Genomic DNA, 17,544 nt, shown 5'->3' on the forward strand with positions numbered 1-17,544 from the left:
GGGCTTTTTGTATTGCGCGACCGTAACGGCCAGGCCCGTTCAATGAACTTGTTTTTTAGAAATTGGTCACTATCTCTTGCGTCTGAACCCAACAGGAATTACCGCATGAAGCATTTCGCACTCGCGCTGGCCTTGGCTGGCCTGGCCGGCGGCGCCCACGCCGCCGATTACATCGCCGGTTTCGGCAACGGCACGCAGCAATTCCAGCGCACGCCGGACGGCTTCGGCATCGGCCTGAATCTGGATTACCTGCGCGACGACCACAAAGGCAGCGCCGGCGGCGCCGGCCTGGAATTCGCGCTGCCGCTCGGCCCGCTGACGGTAGCCGCCGGCGGCAAGCTGATGGCGCTGTCGCCGGACAGCGGCTCCGCCACCGCCACGCTGATCGGCGGCCGCGCCAGCTTCAATGTCTCGCCTAAGATCAAGCTGTTCGGCCAGGCCTATTACGCCCCCAGCAGCTTCGCCAGCGGCAGCGTCAACCGCGTCAACGACTACGCCGCCGGCGTGCGCTGGAACGCGTTCGGCCCGCTCAGCGTGGAGGCCGGCTACCGCTACTTCGACGTCCGCCGCGACGACGACAGCCGCAGCCGCCGGCTGGCCGACGGCGTCTATCTGGGCGCCGGCTTGAGCTTCTGAGCCTAGCGACCAGTCAGGAAAAACGGCAGCGCGAGCTGCCGTTTTTCATTGCCCCATCGATTCACCACCACAGATGGAAACGCTGCTCCGGCGGCAGGTACATCTTGTCGCCGGGCTTCACGCCGAAAGCCTGGTAGAACGGGTCAAGATTGCTGACCGTGCCGATCGGCCGCCAGATATCCGGCGTATGCGGGTCGGACACCAGCTGCTGCACCGTGGCCGCGTCTCGGCTCTTGCTGCGCCAGGACTGGGCGAAAGCGATGAAGAAGCGCTGGTCGCCGGTCAAACCGTCGATCACCGGCGCGTCCTTGCCGCCCAGGGCGATCTTGTAAGCCTTGTAGGCGATTTCCAGGCCGGCGTTGTCGGCGATGTTCTCGCCCAGCGTCAGCTCGCCGTTGACGTGGTGGCCCTTCACCGGCTCGAAAGCGCTGTACTGTTTGACCAGTCGAGCCGTCACTTCCTTGAAGTGCTTCTCGTCGGCCGGCGTCCACCAATTGCGCATATTGCCGTCGCCGTCGAACTGGTGGCCCTGGTCGTCGAAACCGTGGCTGATCTCGTGGCCGATGGTGGCGCCGATGCTGCCGTAGTTGACCGCCAGATCGAAGCGGGGATCGAAGTACGGCGACTGCAAAATGGCCGCCGGGAATACGATCTCGTTATTGGCGGCGTTGTAGTAGGCGTTGACCGTCTGCGGCGTCATGCCCCATTCGCTGCGGTCCACCGGCTGGCCCAGCCGCTTGGCGTCGCGCAGGTAGTTGAACGCGCTGATCCGCGCCACGTTGCCGGTCAGGTCGTCGGCCTTGATCTCCAGCGCGGAGTAGTCGCGCCACTTGTCCGGATAGCCTATCTTCAGCATGTACTTGGACAGCTTGGCGTGGGCTTCCTGCTTGGTGGCCGGCTCCATCCAGTCCAGCGTGTCTATGCTCTGGTCGTAGGCCTTCAGCAGGTTGTGCACCAGCTCATCGGCCTGCCGCTTGGCCTCGGGCGTGAAATACTTGGCGACATACAGCTTGCCCACCGCCTCGCCCAGGCCATCGTTGACCAGGGACACCGCCTTCTTCCAGCGCGGCCGGTCGGCGGCGCGGCCGTCCAGCGCCTTGCCGTAGAAGTCGAAATGCGCAGCCACCCATGGCTGGTCCAGATAGGGCGAGTACACGTCCAGCGTGCGCAGCGTCAGGTAGTCGCGCAGCACCGTCGGCGGCGTATGGGCCAGCAAGCCGGGCAGCTTGGCCAGATAGCCCGGCTGGTCCAGATTGACATGCGTGGCGGCGGACAGCTGCGCGCCGGCCAATAGGCGGGGCCAGTCATAACCAGGCAGGGTCTTGGGCAGGTCGGCGACGGCCACCTTGTTGTAGGTCTTCTGGATGTCGCGGTTCTCGACATTGCTCCACTGGATGCGCGCCAGCTTATCTTCCAGCGCGTAGACCGCCTTGGCACGCGGCTCGGCATGTTTTTCGCCAGCCAAGGTCAGCAGTTGGCCCAGGTAACGCTGATACGCCTTGCGCACCTTGGCGAAGTCCGCCGATTTGCTGAGGTAGTAATCCCGCTCCATCCCCAGGCCGGACTGGTTCATCCCTGCCAGATAAACCGAAGAGTTCTTCGGGTCCTGGCCCACGTAGAAACGGAACGGCGTGTCTACCGGTTGCGTCTGCAAGCCGGCCATATACGCCACCGCCTGCTGCGCGGAGGTCAGCCCGGCAATCTGGTCCAGCTGGGGGCGCAAGGCGCTCAGCCCCCGCTTGGCGATGGCGGCCTCGTCCATGAAGCTGCGGTACAGGTCCGCTACCTTGCGGCCTTCCGGCGTGGCGGCGTCGGCATGTTCGATGATGTCCCGCACGCGCTGCTGATTCAGGTCGTACAGGTACTCGGCCACGCCGGTGGACGAGCGCTCGGCCGGAATCTCGGCCCGTTTCATCCAGGCGCCGTTGGCGTACAGCGAGATGTTGTCCTGGATGCGCACCGAGCGGTCAATACCCTTCAGGTCTATGCCATAGGCGCCATAATCCAGTTCATTGGCCGATCCGGCCCAGGCCGCCTGCAGGCTCAAGGCCAGAACGAGCGGCAGCAATGTCTTCAAACGCATGGTTTTCCTCTTTTTCTCATGGCCTGCGCCAGCCATGAGCCGGCGCAATGCATGACAATAACGTGAAACCTTGCGTTTGTCCGCTCTTGCCCTGCTCCGCAGGGCGTCTCCGTTCGTCCGCCCTACATCAGCCGCTGATACAGATACACCAGCACCCGCGCCAGCTCGGTGGCGGTGTCTTCCTGTCCTGCATTGCCTGCGTGGCCGCCGCCATCGGTCTCGTAGAACAGCGCGTCGTGGCCCAGCTCCAGGAGCCGCGCCACCATTTTGCGGGCGTGGCCTGGGTGGACCCGGTCGTCGCTGCCGCTGGTGGTGAACAGCGCCAGCGGGTAGCGCGCGTCGGCTCGCAGATTGTGATAGGGCGAATAGGCGGCCAACGCCTCGCGCTCCGCCGCGTCGTCCGGATCGCCGTATTCATCTATCCAACTGGCGCCGGCCAAGAGCTGGGTGTAGCGCAGCATGTCCAGCAAGGGCACTTCGCACACCACGGCCTGGAACAGCTCCGGCCGCTGCGCCATGGCCGCGCCCACCAGCAGGCCGCCGTTGCTGCCGCCTTCTATCGCCAGCTTGGCCGGCGAGGTCAAGCGGCGGTCTATCAAATCCTCCGCCACCGCGATGAAGTCGTCAAAACTGACCTGGCGCTTGCTGCCTTGCGCAGCCTGGTGCCAGTGCGGGCCGAACTCGCCGCCGCCGCGGATGCAGGCCAGCACGAAAGCGCCGCCCTGGCCTAGCCAGTGCGGGCCAAAGTTTTCGATGTAATACGGCAGCATCGGCACTTCGAAGCCGCCGTAGCCGTACAGCAGCGTAGGCGTCGTGCCGTCGAACGGCGCGTCGCGGCGGCGCACCACGAAGTAGGGAATCCGCTCCCCATCCGGCGCGGCGGCTTGCCACTGCTCGGCCACATAGGGCGCGGGATCGAAGGCGGCCGGCTGGCTGCGCAGGCATTCCTGCTCGCCGCAGGCCACGTCCAGCCGGTACAGGCCGCTGGGGGTCAGGAAATCGCTGTAGCTGTAGTAGAGGATGTCGCTCTGCCACGGCTGGTCGGCGATCTCGATCACGCCGTCGGCGGGCAGATCCAGGGCTTGCGCCTGCCATACGCCATCCTGCTTGGCGAAGCACAGCATACGGCTTTTCACGTTATCCAGCAGGTTGACCAGCAAGCGGCTGCGCGTGGTTTCCACCGCCGCCACCGCCAGCCGCGGCTGCGGCGCCTGCAGCAATTGCGGGGCCGTGCCGTCGCCGAACAGGTCCCCCAGGCCGACCGCCAGCAGGCTGCCGCTAAGATAGGTTTGGCCGCGCCAGGTCCAGTCTTCGGCCAGTTTGACGATGAAATCGCCGCCGATGTAGGCCTCGATCTCGGCCTTGGCCGGCAAGGGCAGCGCGTGGGTTTCCAGGCCGCCATCCAGCAGGTGGTACGTCTTGCGGTAGAAGCCGTCCGAGGCCTCGATCAGATCGACGGCGCTGCCGTCGCTGTCGAGGAAGCGCCAGGCCGCCGTCATCATCGCGTCCTCCGGCGCGGCGAACAGCTGGGTCCAGCCATGCTGGCTATCCTCTGCGCGCTCCACCAGCCACACCTCGCGCGGATAGCCTGCGCGGGTCAAGGGCGCGCCCTTCCAGCCCGGGCAGACGAAGGCGCTGTCCGGATCGCGCCAGGCGATATGGTTCTTGCCTTCCGGAAAGCTGAAGCCGTTCTCGACCCAGCGCCGCGCCTCGATGTCGTACTCGCGCGCCACCGTGGCGTCGCCGCCGCCGTTGCTCAGGTGCACCAGCGCTCGCTCCGGCATCACCGTGCAATGCGATACCCCGTCCAGATACCAGTCCTTGCCGTCGGCGTCGGCCAGCGCGTCGATGTCCAGCACCGTCTGCCAGTCCTGGCTGCCGGCGCGGTAGGCGTCCAGCGTGGTGCGGCGGTAAATGCCGCGCGGATGCGCCTCGTCCTGATGAAAGTTGTACAGCCAGCCGGCATGCTCGGAAAAATACGGAATCTGCCGCGTGTCGCGCAGGTGGGCCAGGATGTCGGCCTTGAGGCCGGCAAAGCGCGTGTCGGCGTCCAGCACGCTGGCGGTGCGGGCGTTCTGCTCGGCCACCCAGGCGGCGGCGCGGTCGGAATCCAGGCTTTCCAGCCAGGCGTGGGGGTCGTGGGACGGGTTCATGGCGATGGGTATCTAGAATCTGTGAATGGCGGCGAGGGTAGCATCTGCGGACGGGGCTGCCAAATCAGGGCCTGCCATGCACCAGCATCCAAGCGCCGGCCAGGCCCAGCACCCGGTGCTCGATGCCGTTGTAACCGTGCCAGGCCCACGGCTCGCACGGGTCGCCCTCGTTCTTGCCGCCGTCCAGCAGCATCAGCTCCCTGGGCGCGTCGGCGCGCAACCGGTCTATCACCGGCCCCAGGTTGTAGGCATGGCTGGCGCGGCAGTCGTCGCGGCGATGCTGGATCATCAGCACCGGGATGCTCAGCCGCTCCAGCGGCAGATGGGACAGGTTGCCGCGGCCGGCATTGATGCTGGAGGTCAGCAGCAGGCCGTCCGCCTTACCCGGCCGCAGCAGCGCGACCGATGCGGCCGAGGTGGTGCCGCGGCTGGTGCCGGCCAGCCAGACCGGCAAGGCCGCGCCCTGGCGCAGGTAATCGACCACGGCGGCGATGTCCGTCGCGTGCTCCTGGCTTTCGCGGAAATCCCCCAGCAAACCGTGCGGCATGTCGGACGGCGCATCGACGACCGCCACCCTGAAACCCATGTCCGCCCAAGCTTGGCGGGTGCGGACCAGAAAGTTGCCCCGGCCTGCGCCCAGCTCGCCCGCCGCCGACAGCTTGAGCTGCCCCTCGCCCCCCATGAACAGAAGCAGATTGGCGCGCGCCGGCCCCGGCGGCTCCAGCAACAGGAAACGCAAGGTGACGCCGGGCCGCGGCGACAACTCCACGAGTTGTTCCGCCCAAGCCGGCATGCACAGCAGGCAACACAACAAGCCTATCAGTCGCAGCATGATGATGCTCCTGGGTTCACGGCCGCTCGGCCGCGGCCGCCTTGAACCGGGCGATGACCTCGGGCGGGGTGTCCTTGTTGAAGGCGGCGTACAGCGCGCTGTCCAGCTTGTCCAGCTTGATGCCGCGCACCACCAGCTCGCGCGGCAGGCCCAAGGCCTTCAGCTTGCTGGCCAGGCCGGTCTCGGTGGACGGCAGCAGGTCGCAGCGGCCGTTGACGAACTTCTTGGCGTTGAGCGTGGAGTCCGACGACACCTCCAGCCGCAGAAAACCCTCGTTCTCCAGATACTCATGCCGGTAATCATTCAGCACCACGCAGACGCTGTACTTGCGGGCATCGTCGAAGGCATGCACTTGTATGTCGCCGCGCGCGGCCAGGCGATAGAAATAGACGTCGGTATCGAGAATCTTGAAGGTGAAATCCAGGAACTGCATGCGCTCGCGCGTCTTGGCGATCGGGAACACCATCGCATACGGATGGCTCTTGGCCTCTTGGTAGGCGCGCGCCCACGGCGCGGCCTGCAGGGCGCTGGGCGGCACCCCGACCTTGCGCATCACTCGCGTCACCTTCTCCACCGTGGTGCCGCCCATCACTTGCCCGTCCGGGCTGACCATCACATACGGCGGATCGTCGTCGGTGTAGATGCGCACCTGGTCCAGGCCGGCGGCGGCGGCCGGCCCCAAGTGGCTCAGCGCCGCCAGCAGCGCAACGGCAATCAAGCGCATGCGGCCATGCTCCCATGGGTTTCCACCTCATGGTTATAGCCGCTGCGGCGCCGTTCAGTCGCTGAGCACGCGCTGCATCACCTCCAGCAGGCGGTCGATGTCGGCCCGGCTGACCTGCCAGTGAGTGGCCAGCCGCATCGCGCCCAGGTGCGGCGGATTGGCCAGGAAGCCGGCCTGCTTCAGCGCCGACATCAGTTCGCTGGCATCGATCTCGGCATTGAAGCGGAACCACACCAGATTGATATGGACGTCGGCCGGGTCCAGATCGATGCACGGCAGCTTAGCCAAGCCTTCGGCCAGATAACGGGCGTTCTGGTGGTCCTCATCCAGCCGGGCCGCCATCTCGGTCAAGGCCAGGATACCGGGCGCGGCGATCACGCCGGCCTGGCGCAGGCCGCCGCCCAGCAGCTTGCGCTTGCGGCGCGCCTGGGCGATGAAGTCGGCGCGGCCGGCCAGGATCGAGCCGACCGGCGCGGCCAGGCCCTTGGACAGGCAGAACATCACGCTATCCACATGGCGGGCGATTTCGCTCGCCTCGCAGCCCAGATGCGCCGCGGCATTGAACAAGCGCGCGCCGTCCAGGTGCACCGGCACGCCGTATGCGCGCGCCAGCGCGGCGGTGTCCGCCATCGCCGACAGCGGCATCACGCGGCCGTTGCTGTGGGCGTTTTCCAGACAGATCAGGCCGGTGCGCGGCTCGTGGATGTCGTCGCCGACGCGGATGCGGCGCTCTATCGCCTCCACCGCCATCACGCCGCCCTCGCCCTCTATGGTGCGCATATGGGCGCCGGCGATCACCGCCGCCGCGCCGGCCTCATGCCAGACCAGGTGGCTATTGTCCTCGGCGATCACCTCGTCGCCGCGACGGCAATGGGTGTACAGCGCCAGCTGGTTGCCGAAGGTGCCGCTGGGCACAAACAGCGCGGCTTCTTTGCCCAGCGTGTCGGCGGCCAACGCCTCCAGCTTCAGCACGGTGGGGTCGTCGCCATAAACGTCGTCGCCCACCGGCGCGTCGAACATCGCCTGGCGCATGGCCGGCGTCGGCTGGGTCACGGTATCGCTGCGAAGGTCTATCCACTGCATGTGTCGCTTCTCCTCAAGGGTGTGGCTGCGCCGGCAGGCCCAGAAAGCCGGCCAACGCGTCGGTAATCAATTGTTCCAGGCCGGCCGGCGGCGTGCCGGCATCCAGCAGCAGGCCATGGACCAGGCTGTCGGCCATGCGCAGCAGCACTTCGGCGCGGCCGGCCTCCAGGCCGCACGCCTGCAGCCAGGCGGCCACGCGCTGCGATAACGCCGCGTCCTGCGGATTGCTGGCGGGCGGCTCGTCGAACGCCGGCCATTCGCGCTCCAGCACCCGGTGCAGACCAAGCTCTCGCCGATGCAGGTCCAGCACGGCCGCCACCATGGCCGCCAGTTGCTCGCGCGGCGGACGGCCGTCGCTGGCCGCCAAGGCGGCATCCAGCGCGGCCAGCGTCTCTTCGCCATGGCGTCGATGCAGCGCCGCCACCAGCGCCTGCTTGTTGGGAAAGTACTGGTACAGCGAGCCGATGCCGACGCCGGCCAGCTCCGCCACGCGGTTGGTGTTGAACGCGGCATAGCCGTCGCTCGCCAGAATGCGAGCCGCCGCCTCCAGAATGGCGGCCACGGCATGGCGGGAACGGTTCTGGCGCGGCGCTTTGCGCGGTTGCGGGATGTCGTGCATCAAGCTAGCTAAACACGAGTTTTCGCCCATCGCAAGCCAGCTTACATTATGACAAGCGGAGCCGGCCCGCCCTTCCCTATCCCGCTATGGAGAACCACCATGTCGCAACCCATGACTTTCTTCGCGTTGATGCGCGTCCACCCCAACTGGCTGCGGCTGAGCCGGCCGGAACGCCGCCGCTTCGAGCAGGAAACGCTGAAGCCGATTTATGCGCGCTACCCCGGCGTCAAAATGCGCTGGTTCGACGCGGAGGCCTTTACCGCGCGCTGCAGCGACGTCGCCATGTTCGAAGCCGCATCGGTCAAGGAGTTCTATTTTCTGATCGACGCGCTGCGCGACAGCCCGCTGATGACCGAACCGTACTTCGAATTCGTGGACATCATCCCGGCAGTGGAGGACGGCTTCCGCGACTACGACGCGCAGCAGGCGAGATAAAAGCCGACGGCGGCCTCTGGGGCCGCCGTATTCGGTTGCGCTTGCGCGCCACAGGCAAGGAACCTGTTGGAGCCGGCCCAAGGCCGGCGCGGGAGTCAACGGATTGTGATCAAATCTTGCCTAGTGAATGCGGTACGATTGTCGAATGGCGTCAGCCTGGCGTTCAGCTTTCTGGATTTCGGGAGCGCCCATGCTGATGTCGGCGCCGCAGCGGCAGCGCAAGGCATGGTCGGGTAGCAGGGACTTCAGGTGCATCCGGGTTTCACGCCCGCACTCCTCGCAGGCAATCACCACCGTGGCGTTGTAATGCTTGTCCAAATCGATATCGAATCTTTGCTGCTTCATCGGAATCTCCCTAGTACTGAGAGTTGGCCGGCAGAGGAATCGCCGCAAGCCATTCTTGCCGGTCCCGCAACACATGCCCGGAAAAGCCGAGCACGTAATAGACAAGATACGGCCGATCGAAAAAGGTTCCAATCAATCAAGCAGTTGGATTGTAAAAAAATCTTCATGCCAGCCAGAAACGCCACAGCGCGGCGGCAAAACCGCACGCGAACTGGCACTGCGACGGCGGCTTGGTTATCCTTGGCCGTTTTTTCGCAAGCCAGGTAATATCCGATGGACCACTCTGCCGATCTCGACCGCCGCTTCGGCGGCATTGCCCGCCTCTACGGCGAAGACGCGCTGGCGCGCTTCCGCCGCGCCCATGTCTGCGTGGTGGGCGTCGGCGGCGTCGGCTCCTGGGCCGTCGAGGCGCTGGCGCGCAGCGCCATCGGCAAGCTGACGCTGATCGACCTGGACAATGTGGCGGAATCGAACACCAACCGCCAGCTGCCGGCGCTGGATCCGCTGTACGGCATGGCCAAGGTGACGGCGCTGGCCGAGCGGGTGAAGGCCATCAACCCGGCCTGCGAGGTGGTGGAGATCGAAGACTTCGTCACCGAAGACAATATGGACGAGCTGCTGGGCCGCGGCTACGACTACATCGTCGACTGCATCGACAGCCTGAAAGTGAAGACGGCCATGGCCGCCTGGTGCGCCAGGAAGCGCCAGCGCTTCATCGTCTCCGGCGGCGCCGGCGGCCAGATGAACCCGAGCAAGATTCGGCTGGCCGACCTGTCCGAGGTGACGCAAGACCCGCTGCTATCGAAGCTGCGCTACAACCTGCGCCGCCACCACGGCTTTGCCCGCGACGGCAAGAAGATGGGCGTGCCCTGCGTCTATTCCACCGAACAGCTGGTCTATCCGCAAACCCAGGCATGCGACGCAGACGAAGCGCGCGGCCCGCAGGGCCTGTCCTGCGCCGGCTTCGGCGCTGGCATGGTGGTGACGGCCAGCTTCGGCCTGTTCGCCGCATCCAGAGTGCTGACGGATCTGGCGAAGGCCAAGAAATAAAACGCCCAATACCTGTCCACGATGTTTGGCGCCGTTTTTAGGCTGAAGCAGCGAGAGACCGCGCATCCGATGCGCCCCACTCCCTTCAAGCCTGCCGACGGGTGGCAGGCCCGGGGTTTTAAGCGGCTGCCTGTTTGAGCCCCGCGACGTTAGCGCGGGGCGAGTTCAGTCGCGCCCCGGGCCTGACGGGTCCCGTCGGGCAGCCGCAGGCCAGGCTTGAGGGTGGCCTTTAGGGGTGGAGGGGATATTTGGCCAAACAAATATCCTCTCCCTGCCCGCCGGGCAGCCCCGGCAATCAAAATCATCGTCCGCGCAGCGGACTCATCGCTCGAGACTCACAAAGCAGAATTCACCCCTTACGCTGAATCAAATCCCACTGATTGCCGCACAAGTCGCGGAACACGGCCACCGTGCCGTAATCCTGCGCCATCGGCTCACGGGTGAACTCCACGCCAGCCGCGCGGTAGCGTTCGTAATCGCGCCAGAAATCGTCGGTATTCAGAAACAGCCACACCCGCCCGCCGGCCTGATTGCCGATGGCGGCGCGCTGCGCGTCGTCGCTGGCCTTGGCCAGCAACAAGCTGGCCGCCGAACCGGGCGGCGTCACCACCACCCAGCGTTTGTCCTGCTCCGGCTGGTAGCTGTCCTCGGTCAGCTCGAAACCCAGCTTGCCCACATAGAACGCGATCGCCTCGTCGTAATCGGCCACCACCAGCGTCACCAACGCCAAACTCTGTTTCATATCCGCTCCTCATTGCCGGACGCCGCCGGCAGCCCCTCCGCCAGCCTGCGCCGCGCCTCGGCCAGGGCGCGATGATACAGCGGGTGGCTATCATCCGGCGCGGCGGATAGTAACGGTCGCCAGAAGAAGTCGAACAGCTGGCCGCCGTCATCCGCGCAAAAATGAGTCCAGCTATCCGGCAGACGCACATCAACTTCGCACAGCTGGAATGACCAACGCTGCCTCTGATAGCCCGCTTCCCACTCGCCCAAATCCCTCACAACGCGGGCATGAACAATGCCCGCCTCTTCCCGCAATTCGCGCAAGGCCGCCTGTGACGGCGTCTCGTCCGGCTCTATCGTGCCCTTGACCAGCTGGCAGCCCGCCTGCGGGTGGCGGAACCATAGCAACTTGCCGCTTTGCAGCAGCAAGGGGCAGGCCTTGCTTGGAGTCATGGCTGCAAAATCTTGCAATCGTGATCCTGCAGCTCCTCCGCCGAAGCCCGATTGACCGCCAGCGCATCGGCGCGCGTCGCCAGCAGCACAAAGCCCGGACCATCCGAGAAGTCCGCCGGCAGCAAGGCCAGACCGTAGCGCCCCATTTCGTCGCGCGCGCCGGGCAGGCCGTCGGCCAGCAGGCGGAACGGATCGGCCGCAGGATCGCCATTGGCGTCGGCATCGACGCGTCGCGCCCAGTATGAATGGCCCTCCAGCTCCACAGGCAGCTGTCGCCAGCCGGTATTCAGGCTGTCATCCAGATCATCCACCTGCTGCCTCACCTTGGGAGCGACACAGGAGATGTGGATGTGCAACTGGTTCTGGCTGCGGCCGTACTGCGAATTGATCGCCAGCGACACCGCCTGCCGCGGCAGCGGCTCACCGCGCTTGGCATCCATGAAACGGCGCGCCTGCCAGGCCTCGCGCCAGTAGGCCGGCGCGTCGTTCTGCAGCAGCCGCGGGCTTTCGATGCCGCTGACCCGGTCTGTGGGAATCAACAGGTACTGCAGCGCGCCATTGCGGTCCTTCAGCACCGCTACGCCTTGTTGCAGCTTGACCTCCGCGCACGGCTCAGGGGCGCCCTTGGCCTGCATGTTCGGCACGCACTGCTCGCCGACGATGCGCCACAGCGCGTCGCTGTCGGCCAGGGCACGATAGGACACGCCGGCAGCCAGCAAGGCGCATAGGCTGAGACCGACAAAGATTCGTTTTTTCATCGCTATTCGAGAAGAAAGGTGGAAAGGCAACTCAAGAATTTCCGCTCATGGCGGCCCTGTTCGATAACGCAATTGCATCAAACATGTGGTTAAAACCACAAAAATGTTTCAATAAATTTTCGTCTTTCGACCTTATTTTTCGTAAATGGGACAAACAATAGAACAAATAAATACGTTCAATACTTAAGGACAGGTTTTTATCTGTTCATATGGCATATCTTTGCCCCGCCGTGCCGATCCCGCCGTGGCCAAGCAATCCTAATGTCATCGATGCAGAAACCGCAACAACCATGTCCGAAGAATCATTCCGTCCGCTGCTGTTCCTTTCCCGCCGCCAGGCCTTGCTATTCTGCCTGCTGCTTACCGCCTTTGAGCTATTGACCTATCTGGCCAGCGATATGGTGATGCCCGCCATGCTGCAGGTCACACGCGATCTCTCCGCCGCCAGCCACAACGTCCCCACCGCGCTGAACGCCTTCCTGCTGGGCGGCATCGCCTTCCAGTGGCTGATCGGCCCTCTGTCCGACCGCTTCGGCCGCCGCCCGACGCTGCTGGCCGGCACACTGATCTTCGCCCTCTCCTGCCTGGCCGCCGCCGGCAGCCAGCACATCGCCTGCTTCAATCTGCTGCGCTTCGTCCAGGGCGTGGCGCTGGGCTTCATCGTGGTGGTCAGCTATCCCACGCTGCAGGAGATCTTCAGCGAACGCGACGCGGTGCGGCTGATGGCCTTGCTGGCCAATATCGCCTTGCTGTCGCCGCTGGCCGGCCCTTTGCTGGGCAGCCTGCTGCTGGAAGTTCTGTCCTGGCGCCAGCTGTTCGCCGCACTGGGCGCCGCTACCGTGCTGGTGACGCTGGGCCTGTGGCGCTGGATGCCGGAAACGCTGGGCGCGCCGCGGCGCGATGGTCCGGCGCAGCAGCCGGTGCCGCTGCGCCTGGGCGTGGCGCTGGCCAATTACCTGGCGCTGCTCAAACACCGCGACTTCGTCTGCGGCAGCCTGGCGCTGGGCATCTTGACCCTGCCGCTGATCGCCTGGATCGGCCTGTCGCCGCTGCTGCTGATCCGCCAGCTGGGCTACAGCAGCCTGCAATACGGCCTGTGGCAGCTGCCGGTGTTCGCCGCGATGATAGGAGGCAATCTGCTCTTGAACCGGCTGGCCGGCAGGCTGGAGCTGAGCCGCCTGCTGCGGCTGGCGCTGTGGCCGATGGCCGGCGGCCTGCTGCTGACCGGACTCGCCGCCCCGCTGTCGCCCTCGCTGCCGGCCTTGGTCGCCTGCTTGAGCGTCTACGCCTTTGGCCTGGGCCTGGGCAACGCCACCCTGTATCGGCTGACGCTGTATTGCAGCGACAACGCCAAGGGCAGCGTCGCCGCGATGCTGGGCATGTTGTCCACCGCCATGCTGGGCGGCGGCAGCGCCATGCTCGCCCTGCTGGACGCCGGCGACAGCCCGGCCCGCTTCGCCGCCGGCGTCAGCTTGGCCTCGTTGCTGGCCTTGCCGCCCTTGTGGCTGCTGCTGCGCCGCCCGCAGCTCGAGCCCGTCTCCGCCTGACTTCCGATTTCTTCATCACGGGAACCGTCATGATCACACTCCCCCATGTCGAGGCCTTGTGCGCGTTGGAACACCCCTACCGCGCCGACGCCGAATGCGACCGTCTGTTCGACGCCGCGATGCGCGAACTGGTCGACTACCACTGCGAACACAGCCCCGGCTACCGCCGCTGGCTGGAACAGAACGGCTTCACGCCGCAGCGGCTGGCCAAGCTGGCCGACTGGTCCGAATTGCCGCCCATCTTCGCCAATTACTTCAAACGCCGGCTGCTGCTGAGCAAAACCGGCGAGAACGCGCTGGAGCTGACATCGTCCGGCACCACCGGCCAGAAGAGCCGCATGCGTTACGACGAACGCAGCATCCGCGCCGCCCAGCGCATGGTGGACCGCATCTTCGACCACTACGGCTGGCACACCCCGGACCAGCCATGCAACTACCTGCTGCTCAGCTACGAGCCGGCCGGCGCCATCACCCTGGGCACCGCCTACACCGACCAGTTCCTGTGCAAATACGCGCCGATCAACCGCGCCGTCTACGCGCTGCGCCACAACGGCAAGAGCAACGAGTTCGACCCTTTCGGCACCATACGCGCGCTGCAGGAATTCGCCGAGGAAGGCCTGCCGGTGCGCATCCTCGGCTTTCCCGCCTTCCTGTGGTTCACCCTGCAGCGGATGCGCGACATGGGCCTGCCGCCGCTGGCCCTGCATCCGGAATCGCTGGTTCTGCTCGGCGGCGGCTGGAAAACCCATGCCGACCAGGCGATACCGAAGACCGAACTGTACCGCCGGCTGGGCGAGCAACTGGGCCTGCCCGACGAACGCTGCCGCGACGGCTACGGCTCGGTCGAGCACCCGGTGCCTTATAACGAATGCCCGCGCCACCGCCTGCACGTTCCCAGCTGGGCGCGCGCCTGGATCCGCGACACCGCCACCCTGGCCCGCCTGCCTTACGGCCAGCCGGGCTTCCTGCACCTGGCTTCGCCCTACATCACCTCCAGCCCGGCGCACAGCATGTTGCTGAGCGATCTGGCCGTGCTGCAGCCGGCCGAGCGCTGCGGCTGCGGCCTGGCCACCGACTGGTTCGAACTCTTGGGCCGAGCCGGCACCAGCAAGAGCCGCAGCTGCGCCATGGCGGCGTCTGAACTGATCAAGGAGTCCTGATATGTATCTGATCCATGGAGAATTGCGCAGCGACCTGGCGCTCGATGCCGCGCTGGACGTGCTGCGCCCCCGCCTTGCCGATACCCTGGCCGCGCCGCTGGACGTGGAGACGGTGTTGTCCTGCGCCGAACGCTTCGCGCTAGCCCTCATCGCGGCCGAGCATCACCCCTTGCTGGATGCGGCCTCGCGCGCGCAACTGGCCGCCCTCTGCCGCCGCGAGGCGCTGCAAGCCAAGCGGGAGCGGGAACTCGGCGAGCGGCCATTTTCCCTGCGCCGCCGCGACTACCGCGAGCCCCGCTTCGAAGCCTGGCGGCCGCTGGGCCTGGTGCTGCACGTCACGCCCGCCAACGCCGCGCTGCTGCCCTTCCTGGCGGCGCTGGAAGGCTTACTGGCCGGCAATGTCAACTGGCTGCGCCCCAGCAGCAGCGATCAAGGGCTCAGCGCGCGCTTGCTGGCCGAGCTGCTGCATCACGACACCAGCGGCCGCTTGGCCGAACATATCGCCGTGCTGCCGGCAGCGAACACCGAGCTCTCGCAGCTGCTGGCCGATGCGGACGGCGTATCGACCTGGGGCGGCGACGCCGCGCTGTCAGCCATCCGCGCCCAGCTGCCGCCCGGCTGCCGCTGGATAGACTGGGGGCACCGCATCAGCTTCGCCTATCTCGATCCCGCCGCCGCCAGCGACGAGCAGCTGGACGCCCTGGCCGACGATGTCTGCCGCTACGACCAGCAAGCTTGCTCCAGCCCGCAAGCGCTGCTGGTGGACAGCGACGACCCGGCCGTGATCCGCGGTATGGCAAGCCGGCTCTCCGCCGCGCTGCAGCGGCGCGCGCCATTGTGGCCGGCTTTGACGCCGGACTTGCAGGAAGCCGCCGAGATCAGCACCCGCATGGCTTTTCACCGCCTGGACCAGGCCTTTGCCGATAGTCAGGGACAGTTGCTGACCGGCGAAGGCTGGCGACTGGCCTGGAGTATGGATCAGGAACTGGCGCCGTCGCCGCTGTTCCGCAGCGTAGAGCTCAGACCGGCTCCGCGCGCCGCGCTTGCCCGCATCCTGCGCCCCTGGCGCACCCATCTGCAAAGCTGCGGCCTGATTGCGCCGCCCGCGCGCTTGCCGGAGCTGAGCCGCCTGCTGCTGGCGGCCGGCATCAGCCGCGTTGCCCCGGCCGGCCGCATGCACGATGGCTACCACGGCGAGCCGCACGACGGCGTCTATGCGCTGCAGCGGCTGTCACGCCGGGTATCGGTCAGTCTGGACGCCGCCGCGCTGCCCGGCCACGCCCATCTGGACGCCCTGCCGACCGAGCCGGAAGGCCTGGCCCGGCTGCCGGTGATGAACAAGACTGACTTCCAGAACCAGCCGCCCAACGCCAAGGCCCAGCTATTCTTCCGCAGCGGCGGCAGCAGCGGCGCGCCCAAGCTGGCCGGCGTCAGCTACCGCGACTACCACCACCATATGCGAGCCGCTGCCGACGGCATGCTGGCGGCGGGGCTGGACCCGGCCACCGACCGCGCGATGAACCTGCTGTATGGCGGCAAGATGTATGGCGGCATGCTGAGCTTCTTCACGATATTGGACTACCTGGGCGTGCCCCAGTACCCAATGGGCGGCCCGTCCGACGACGACTTCAGCGAAATCGCCCACTTCATCGTCGAACAGAAGATCAACACCCTGATCGGCATGCCCGGCACCGTGCATAGGCTGTTCGAATGCGAAAGCGCAGTGCTGCGTCGTTACGGCGGCGTGCGCAAAGTGTTTTGCGGCGGCGAGCACATCAGCGACGGCCAGCGCGCCTATATCGGCAGCTTCGGCGTGGAGCGGATATGCTCGGCGATGTATGGCTCGGTCGACGCCGGGCCGCTGGGCCACGCCTGCGCGCACGGCGGCGACGGCGAATTCCATCTGCTGGCGGCTGCCCAGTGGCTGGAGATACTGGAAACCGACAGCGACCAGGCGGCCGCGCCCGGCGCAATCGGCCGCCTGGTGTTCACCTCGCGCGAACGCGAGGCGCAGCGCGTGGAGCGCTACGACCTGGGCGACCTCGGCCAATGGCTGCCCGGCCCCTGCCCCTGCGGCCTGGCCGCGCCGCGCTTCCGCCTGGCCGGCCGCCACGGCGCGCTGCTGCGGGCGGGCACCATCTTCATCAACCCGGCGGCGCTGAGCGAGCAGATAGGCCTGCCGCTGCAATGGCTGGTAGACCACGCCGACAACGGCGGCGACCGCATCCAGCTGCTGGCCGACGGCGATCCGCGGACTCTACGTGAACGCCTGCTGCAAGACCCCATGCTGCAAGAGGTGGTCAGCGGCCGGCTGCTCCAGCTGGACATCATCGCCACGCCAGCCGGCGAATTCCGCCGCCATGCGCACAGCGGCAAAACCCCGCTGGTACTGGACCTTAGACGCTGAAACCCGGCCGGCGCCCTGCCGCCGGCATGTACACACATAATCATGAATCCGAAACTGATCTCGCTGGTCGAACACGCCCGCACCCATTCGCCGCACTACAACACGCTGTACCACGGCCTGCCCGCCCAAGGCTGGCGCTTGGCCGACCTGCCCCCGGTCGATCCCGCCGCCTTTTGGCAAAACTCCCAGGATTTATCGCGCTGGCCGGCGCTGACAGCCGCCCCGCTCGATGGCCATGTCTTCAAGACCGGCGGCTCCACCGGCGACGGCAAGCTGTCGGTGTTCAGCCGCGGCGAATGGCAGGCCTTCGTCCGCGCCTTCGGCGCCGGATTGGCGCGCCAGCTGCGGCCAGGCGACCGCGTCGCCAATCTGTTCTTCGCCGGCGACCTCTACACCAGCCTGCTGTTCACCCATGGCGCGCTGTCGCATTCGCCGGTGCCGGTGCTGGAATACCCGTTTAGCTGCACTGTCGATCACGACGCGCTCATCGACGCCATCCGCCGCCATCGCATCAATGTGCTGGCCGGCGTGCCCGC

General features: G+C 66.3%; 16 protein-coding genes and 1 pseudogene. 7 read left to right on the top strand and 10 right to left on the bottom strand.

Annotated elements, in window-relative coordinates:
• The first annotated feature begins 105 nt into the window (after positions 1-105).
• Positions 106-636, top strand: coding sequence for a YfaZ family outer membrane protein (locus JHD59_RS16680; protein WP_158248829.1), 531 nt, complete (start codon positions 106-108; stop codon positions 634-636).
• Between the two features lie 61 nt (positions 637-697).
• Here the strand turns inward: JHD59_RS16680 and JHD59_RS16685 are convergent, their stop codons facing one another.
• The 6 genes from JHD59_RS16685 to JHD59_RS16710 form a co-directional block, all read right to left on the bottom strand.
• Positions 698-2,719: a M13 family metallopeptidase gene (locus tag JHD59_RS16685; RefSeq protein ID WP_233164300.1), complete on the bottom strand. Its 2,022-nt coding sequence runs from the start codon at positions 2,717-2,719 to the stop codon at positions 698-700.
• 122 nt (positions 2,720-2,841) lie between these two features.
• Complete coding sequence (locus JHD59_RS16690) at positions 2,842-4,872, bottom strand: prolyl oligopeptidase family protein (protein ID WP_199155045.1); 2,031 nt, start codon at positions 4,870-4,872, stop codon at positions 2,842-2,844.
• 64 nt (positions 4,873-4,936) lie between these two features.
• On the bottom strand, positions 4,937-5,704 hold the full coding sequence (locus JHD59_RS16695) for an alpha/beta hydrolase (protein WP_199155046.1): 768 nt from the start codon (positions 5,702-5,704) through the stop codon (positions 4,937-4,939).
• A 16-nt stretch (positions 5,705-5,720) separates the two neighbouring features.
• The gene (locus JHD59_RS16700) at positions 5,721-6,428 is read right to left on the bottom strand and encodes an ABC transporter substrate-binding protein (RefSeq protein ID WP_199155047.1); all 708 of its coding nucleotides are present in this window, start codon (positions 6,426-6,428) and stop codon (positions 5,721-5,723) included.
• A 54-nt stretch (positions 6,429-6,482) separates the two neighbouring features.
• The gene (gene ltaE / locus JHD59_RS16705) at positions 6,483-7,511 is read right to left on the bottom strand and encodes a low-specificity L-threonine aldolase (protein ID WP_199155048.1); all 1,029 of its coding nucleotides are present in this window, start codon (positions 7,509-7,511) and stop codon (positions 6,483-6,485) included.
• A gap of 13 nt (positions 7,512-7,524) precedes the next feature.
• Positions 7,525-8,130: a TetR/AcrR family transcriptional regulator gene (locus JHD59_RS16710; protein WP_199155049.1), complete on the bottom strand. Its 606-nt coding sequence runs from the start codon at positions 8,128-8,130 to the stop codon at positions 7,525-7,527.
• A gap of 99 nt (positions 8,131-8,229) precedes the next feature.
• Between JHD59_RS16710 and JHD59_RS16715 the strand changes: the two genes are divergently transcribed.
• Positions 8,230-8,565 carry a darcynin family protein gene (locus JHD59_RS16715; RefSeq protein ID WP_199155050.1) on the top strand — a complete coding sequence of 112 codons (336 nt, stop codon included), beginning with the start codon at positions 8,230-8,232 and terminating at the stop codon, positions 8,563-8,565.
• A 120-nt stretch (positions 8,566-8,685) separates the two neighbouring features.
• Here the strand turns inward: JHD59_RS16715 and JHD59_RS16720 are convergent, their stop codons facing one another.
• A complete protein-coding gene (locus JHD59_RS16720) occupies positions 8,686-8,910 on the bottom strand; it encodes a hypothetical protein (protein WP_043623880.1) in 225 nt (74 codons plus the stop codon).
• Between the two features lie 273 nt (positions 8,911-9,183).
• On the opposite strand from JHD59_RS16720, the gene JHD59_RS16725 reads away from it, so the two are divergent.
• Complete coding sequence (locus JHD59_RS16725) at positions 9,184-9,960, top strand: ThiF family adenylyltransferase (RefSeq protein ID WP_199155051.1); 777 nt, start codon at positions 9,184-9,186, stop codon at positions 9,958-9,960.
• Positions 9,961-10,309: 349 nt separating this feature from the next.
• On the opposite strand, the gene JHD59_RS16730 is transcribed toward JHD59_RS16725, so the two are convergent.
• The 3 genes from JHD59_RS16730 to JHD59_RS16740 are packed head-to-tail and all read right to left on the bottom strand — an operon-like array spanning position 10,310 to position 11,894.
• Positions 10,310-10,702: a VOC family protein gene (locus tag JHD59_RS16730; protein WP_199155052.1), complete on the bottom strand. Its 393-nt coding sequence runs from the start codon at positions 10,700-10,702 to the stop codon at positions 10,310-10,312.
• Positions 10,699-11,136 (bottom strand): NUDIX domain-containing protein, encoded by a 438-nt coding sequence (locus tag JHD59_RS16735; protein ID WP_199155053.1) that lies wholly within the window; start codon positions 11,134-11,136, stop codon positions 10,699-10,701. The genes JHD59_RS16730 and JHD59_RS16735 overlap by 4 nt, the downstream gene beginning before the upstream one ends.
• Complete coding sequence (locus JHD59_RS16740) at positions 11,133-11,894, bottom strand: CDP-diacylglycerol diphosphatase (RefSeq protein WP_199155054.1); 762 nt, start codon at positions 11,892-11,894, stop codon at positions 11,133-11,135. Before JHD59_RS16740 ends, JHD59_RS16735 begins: the two co-directional genes overlap by 4 nt.
• A gap of 290 nt (positions 11,895-12,184) precedes the next feature.
• Here JHD59_RS16740 and JHD59_RS16745 point away from each other — a divergent pair, with 290 nt between their 5' ends.
• The 4 genes and pseudogenes from JHD59_RS16745 to JHD59_RS16760 all read left to right on the top strand — a co-directional run.
• A complete protein-coding gene (locus JHD59_RS16745) occupies positions 12,185-13,441 on the top strand; it encodes an MFS transporter (protein ID WP_199155055.1) in 1,257 nt (418 codons plus the stop codon).
• 29 nt (positions 13,442-13,470) lie between these two features.
• On the top strand, positions 13,471-14,601 hold the full coding sequence (locus JHD59_RS16750; RefSeq protein WP_199155056.1) for an acyl-protein synthase: 1,131 nt from the start codon (positions 13,471-13,473) through the stop codon (positions 14,599-14,601).
• 1 nt (position 14,602) lies between these two features.
• A complete protein-coding gene (locus tag JHD59_RS16755) occupies positions 14,603-17,008 on the top strand; it encodes an acyl-CoA reductase (protein WP_199155057.1) in 2,406 nt (801 codons plus the stop codon).
• Positions 17,009-17,050: 42 nt separating this feature from the next.
• Positions 17,051-17,544 (top strand): annotated as a pseudogene (locus JHD59_RS16760) (long-chain fatty acid--CoA ligase); the annotation flags it as partial.

Source organism: Chromobacterium sp. ASV23, assembly GCF_016428945.1.
Lineage (GTDB): Bacteria > Pseudomonadota > Gammaproteobacteria > Burkholderiales > Chromobacteriaceae > Chromobacterium > Chromobacterium sinusclupearum.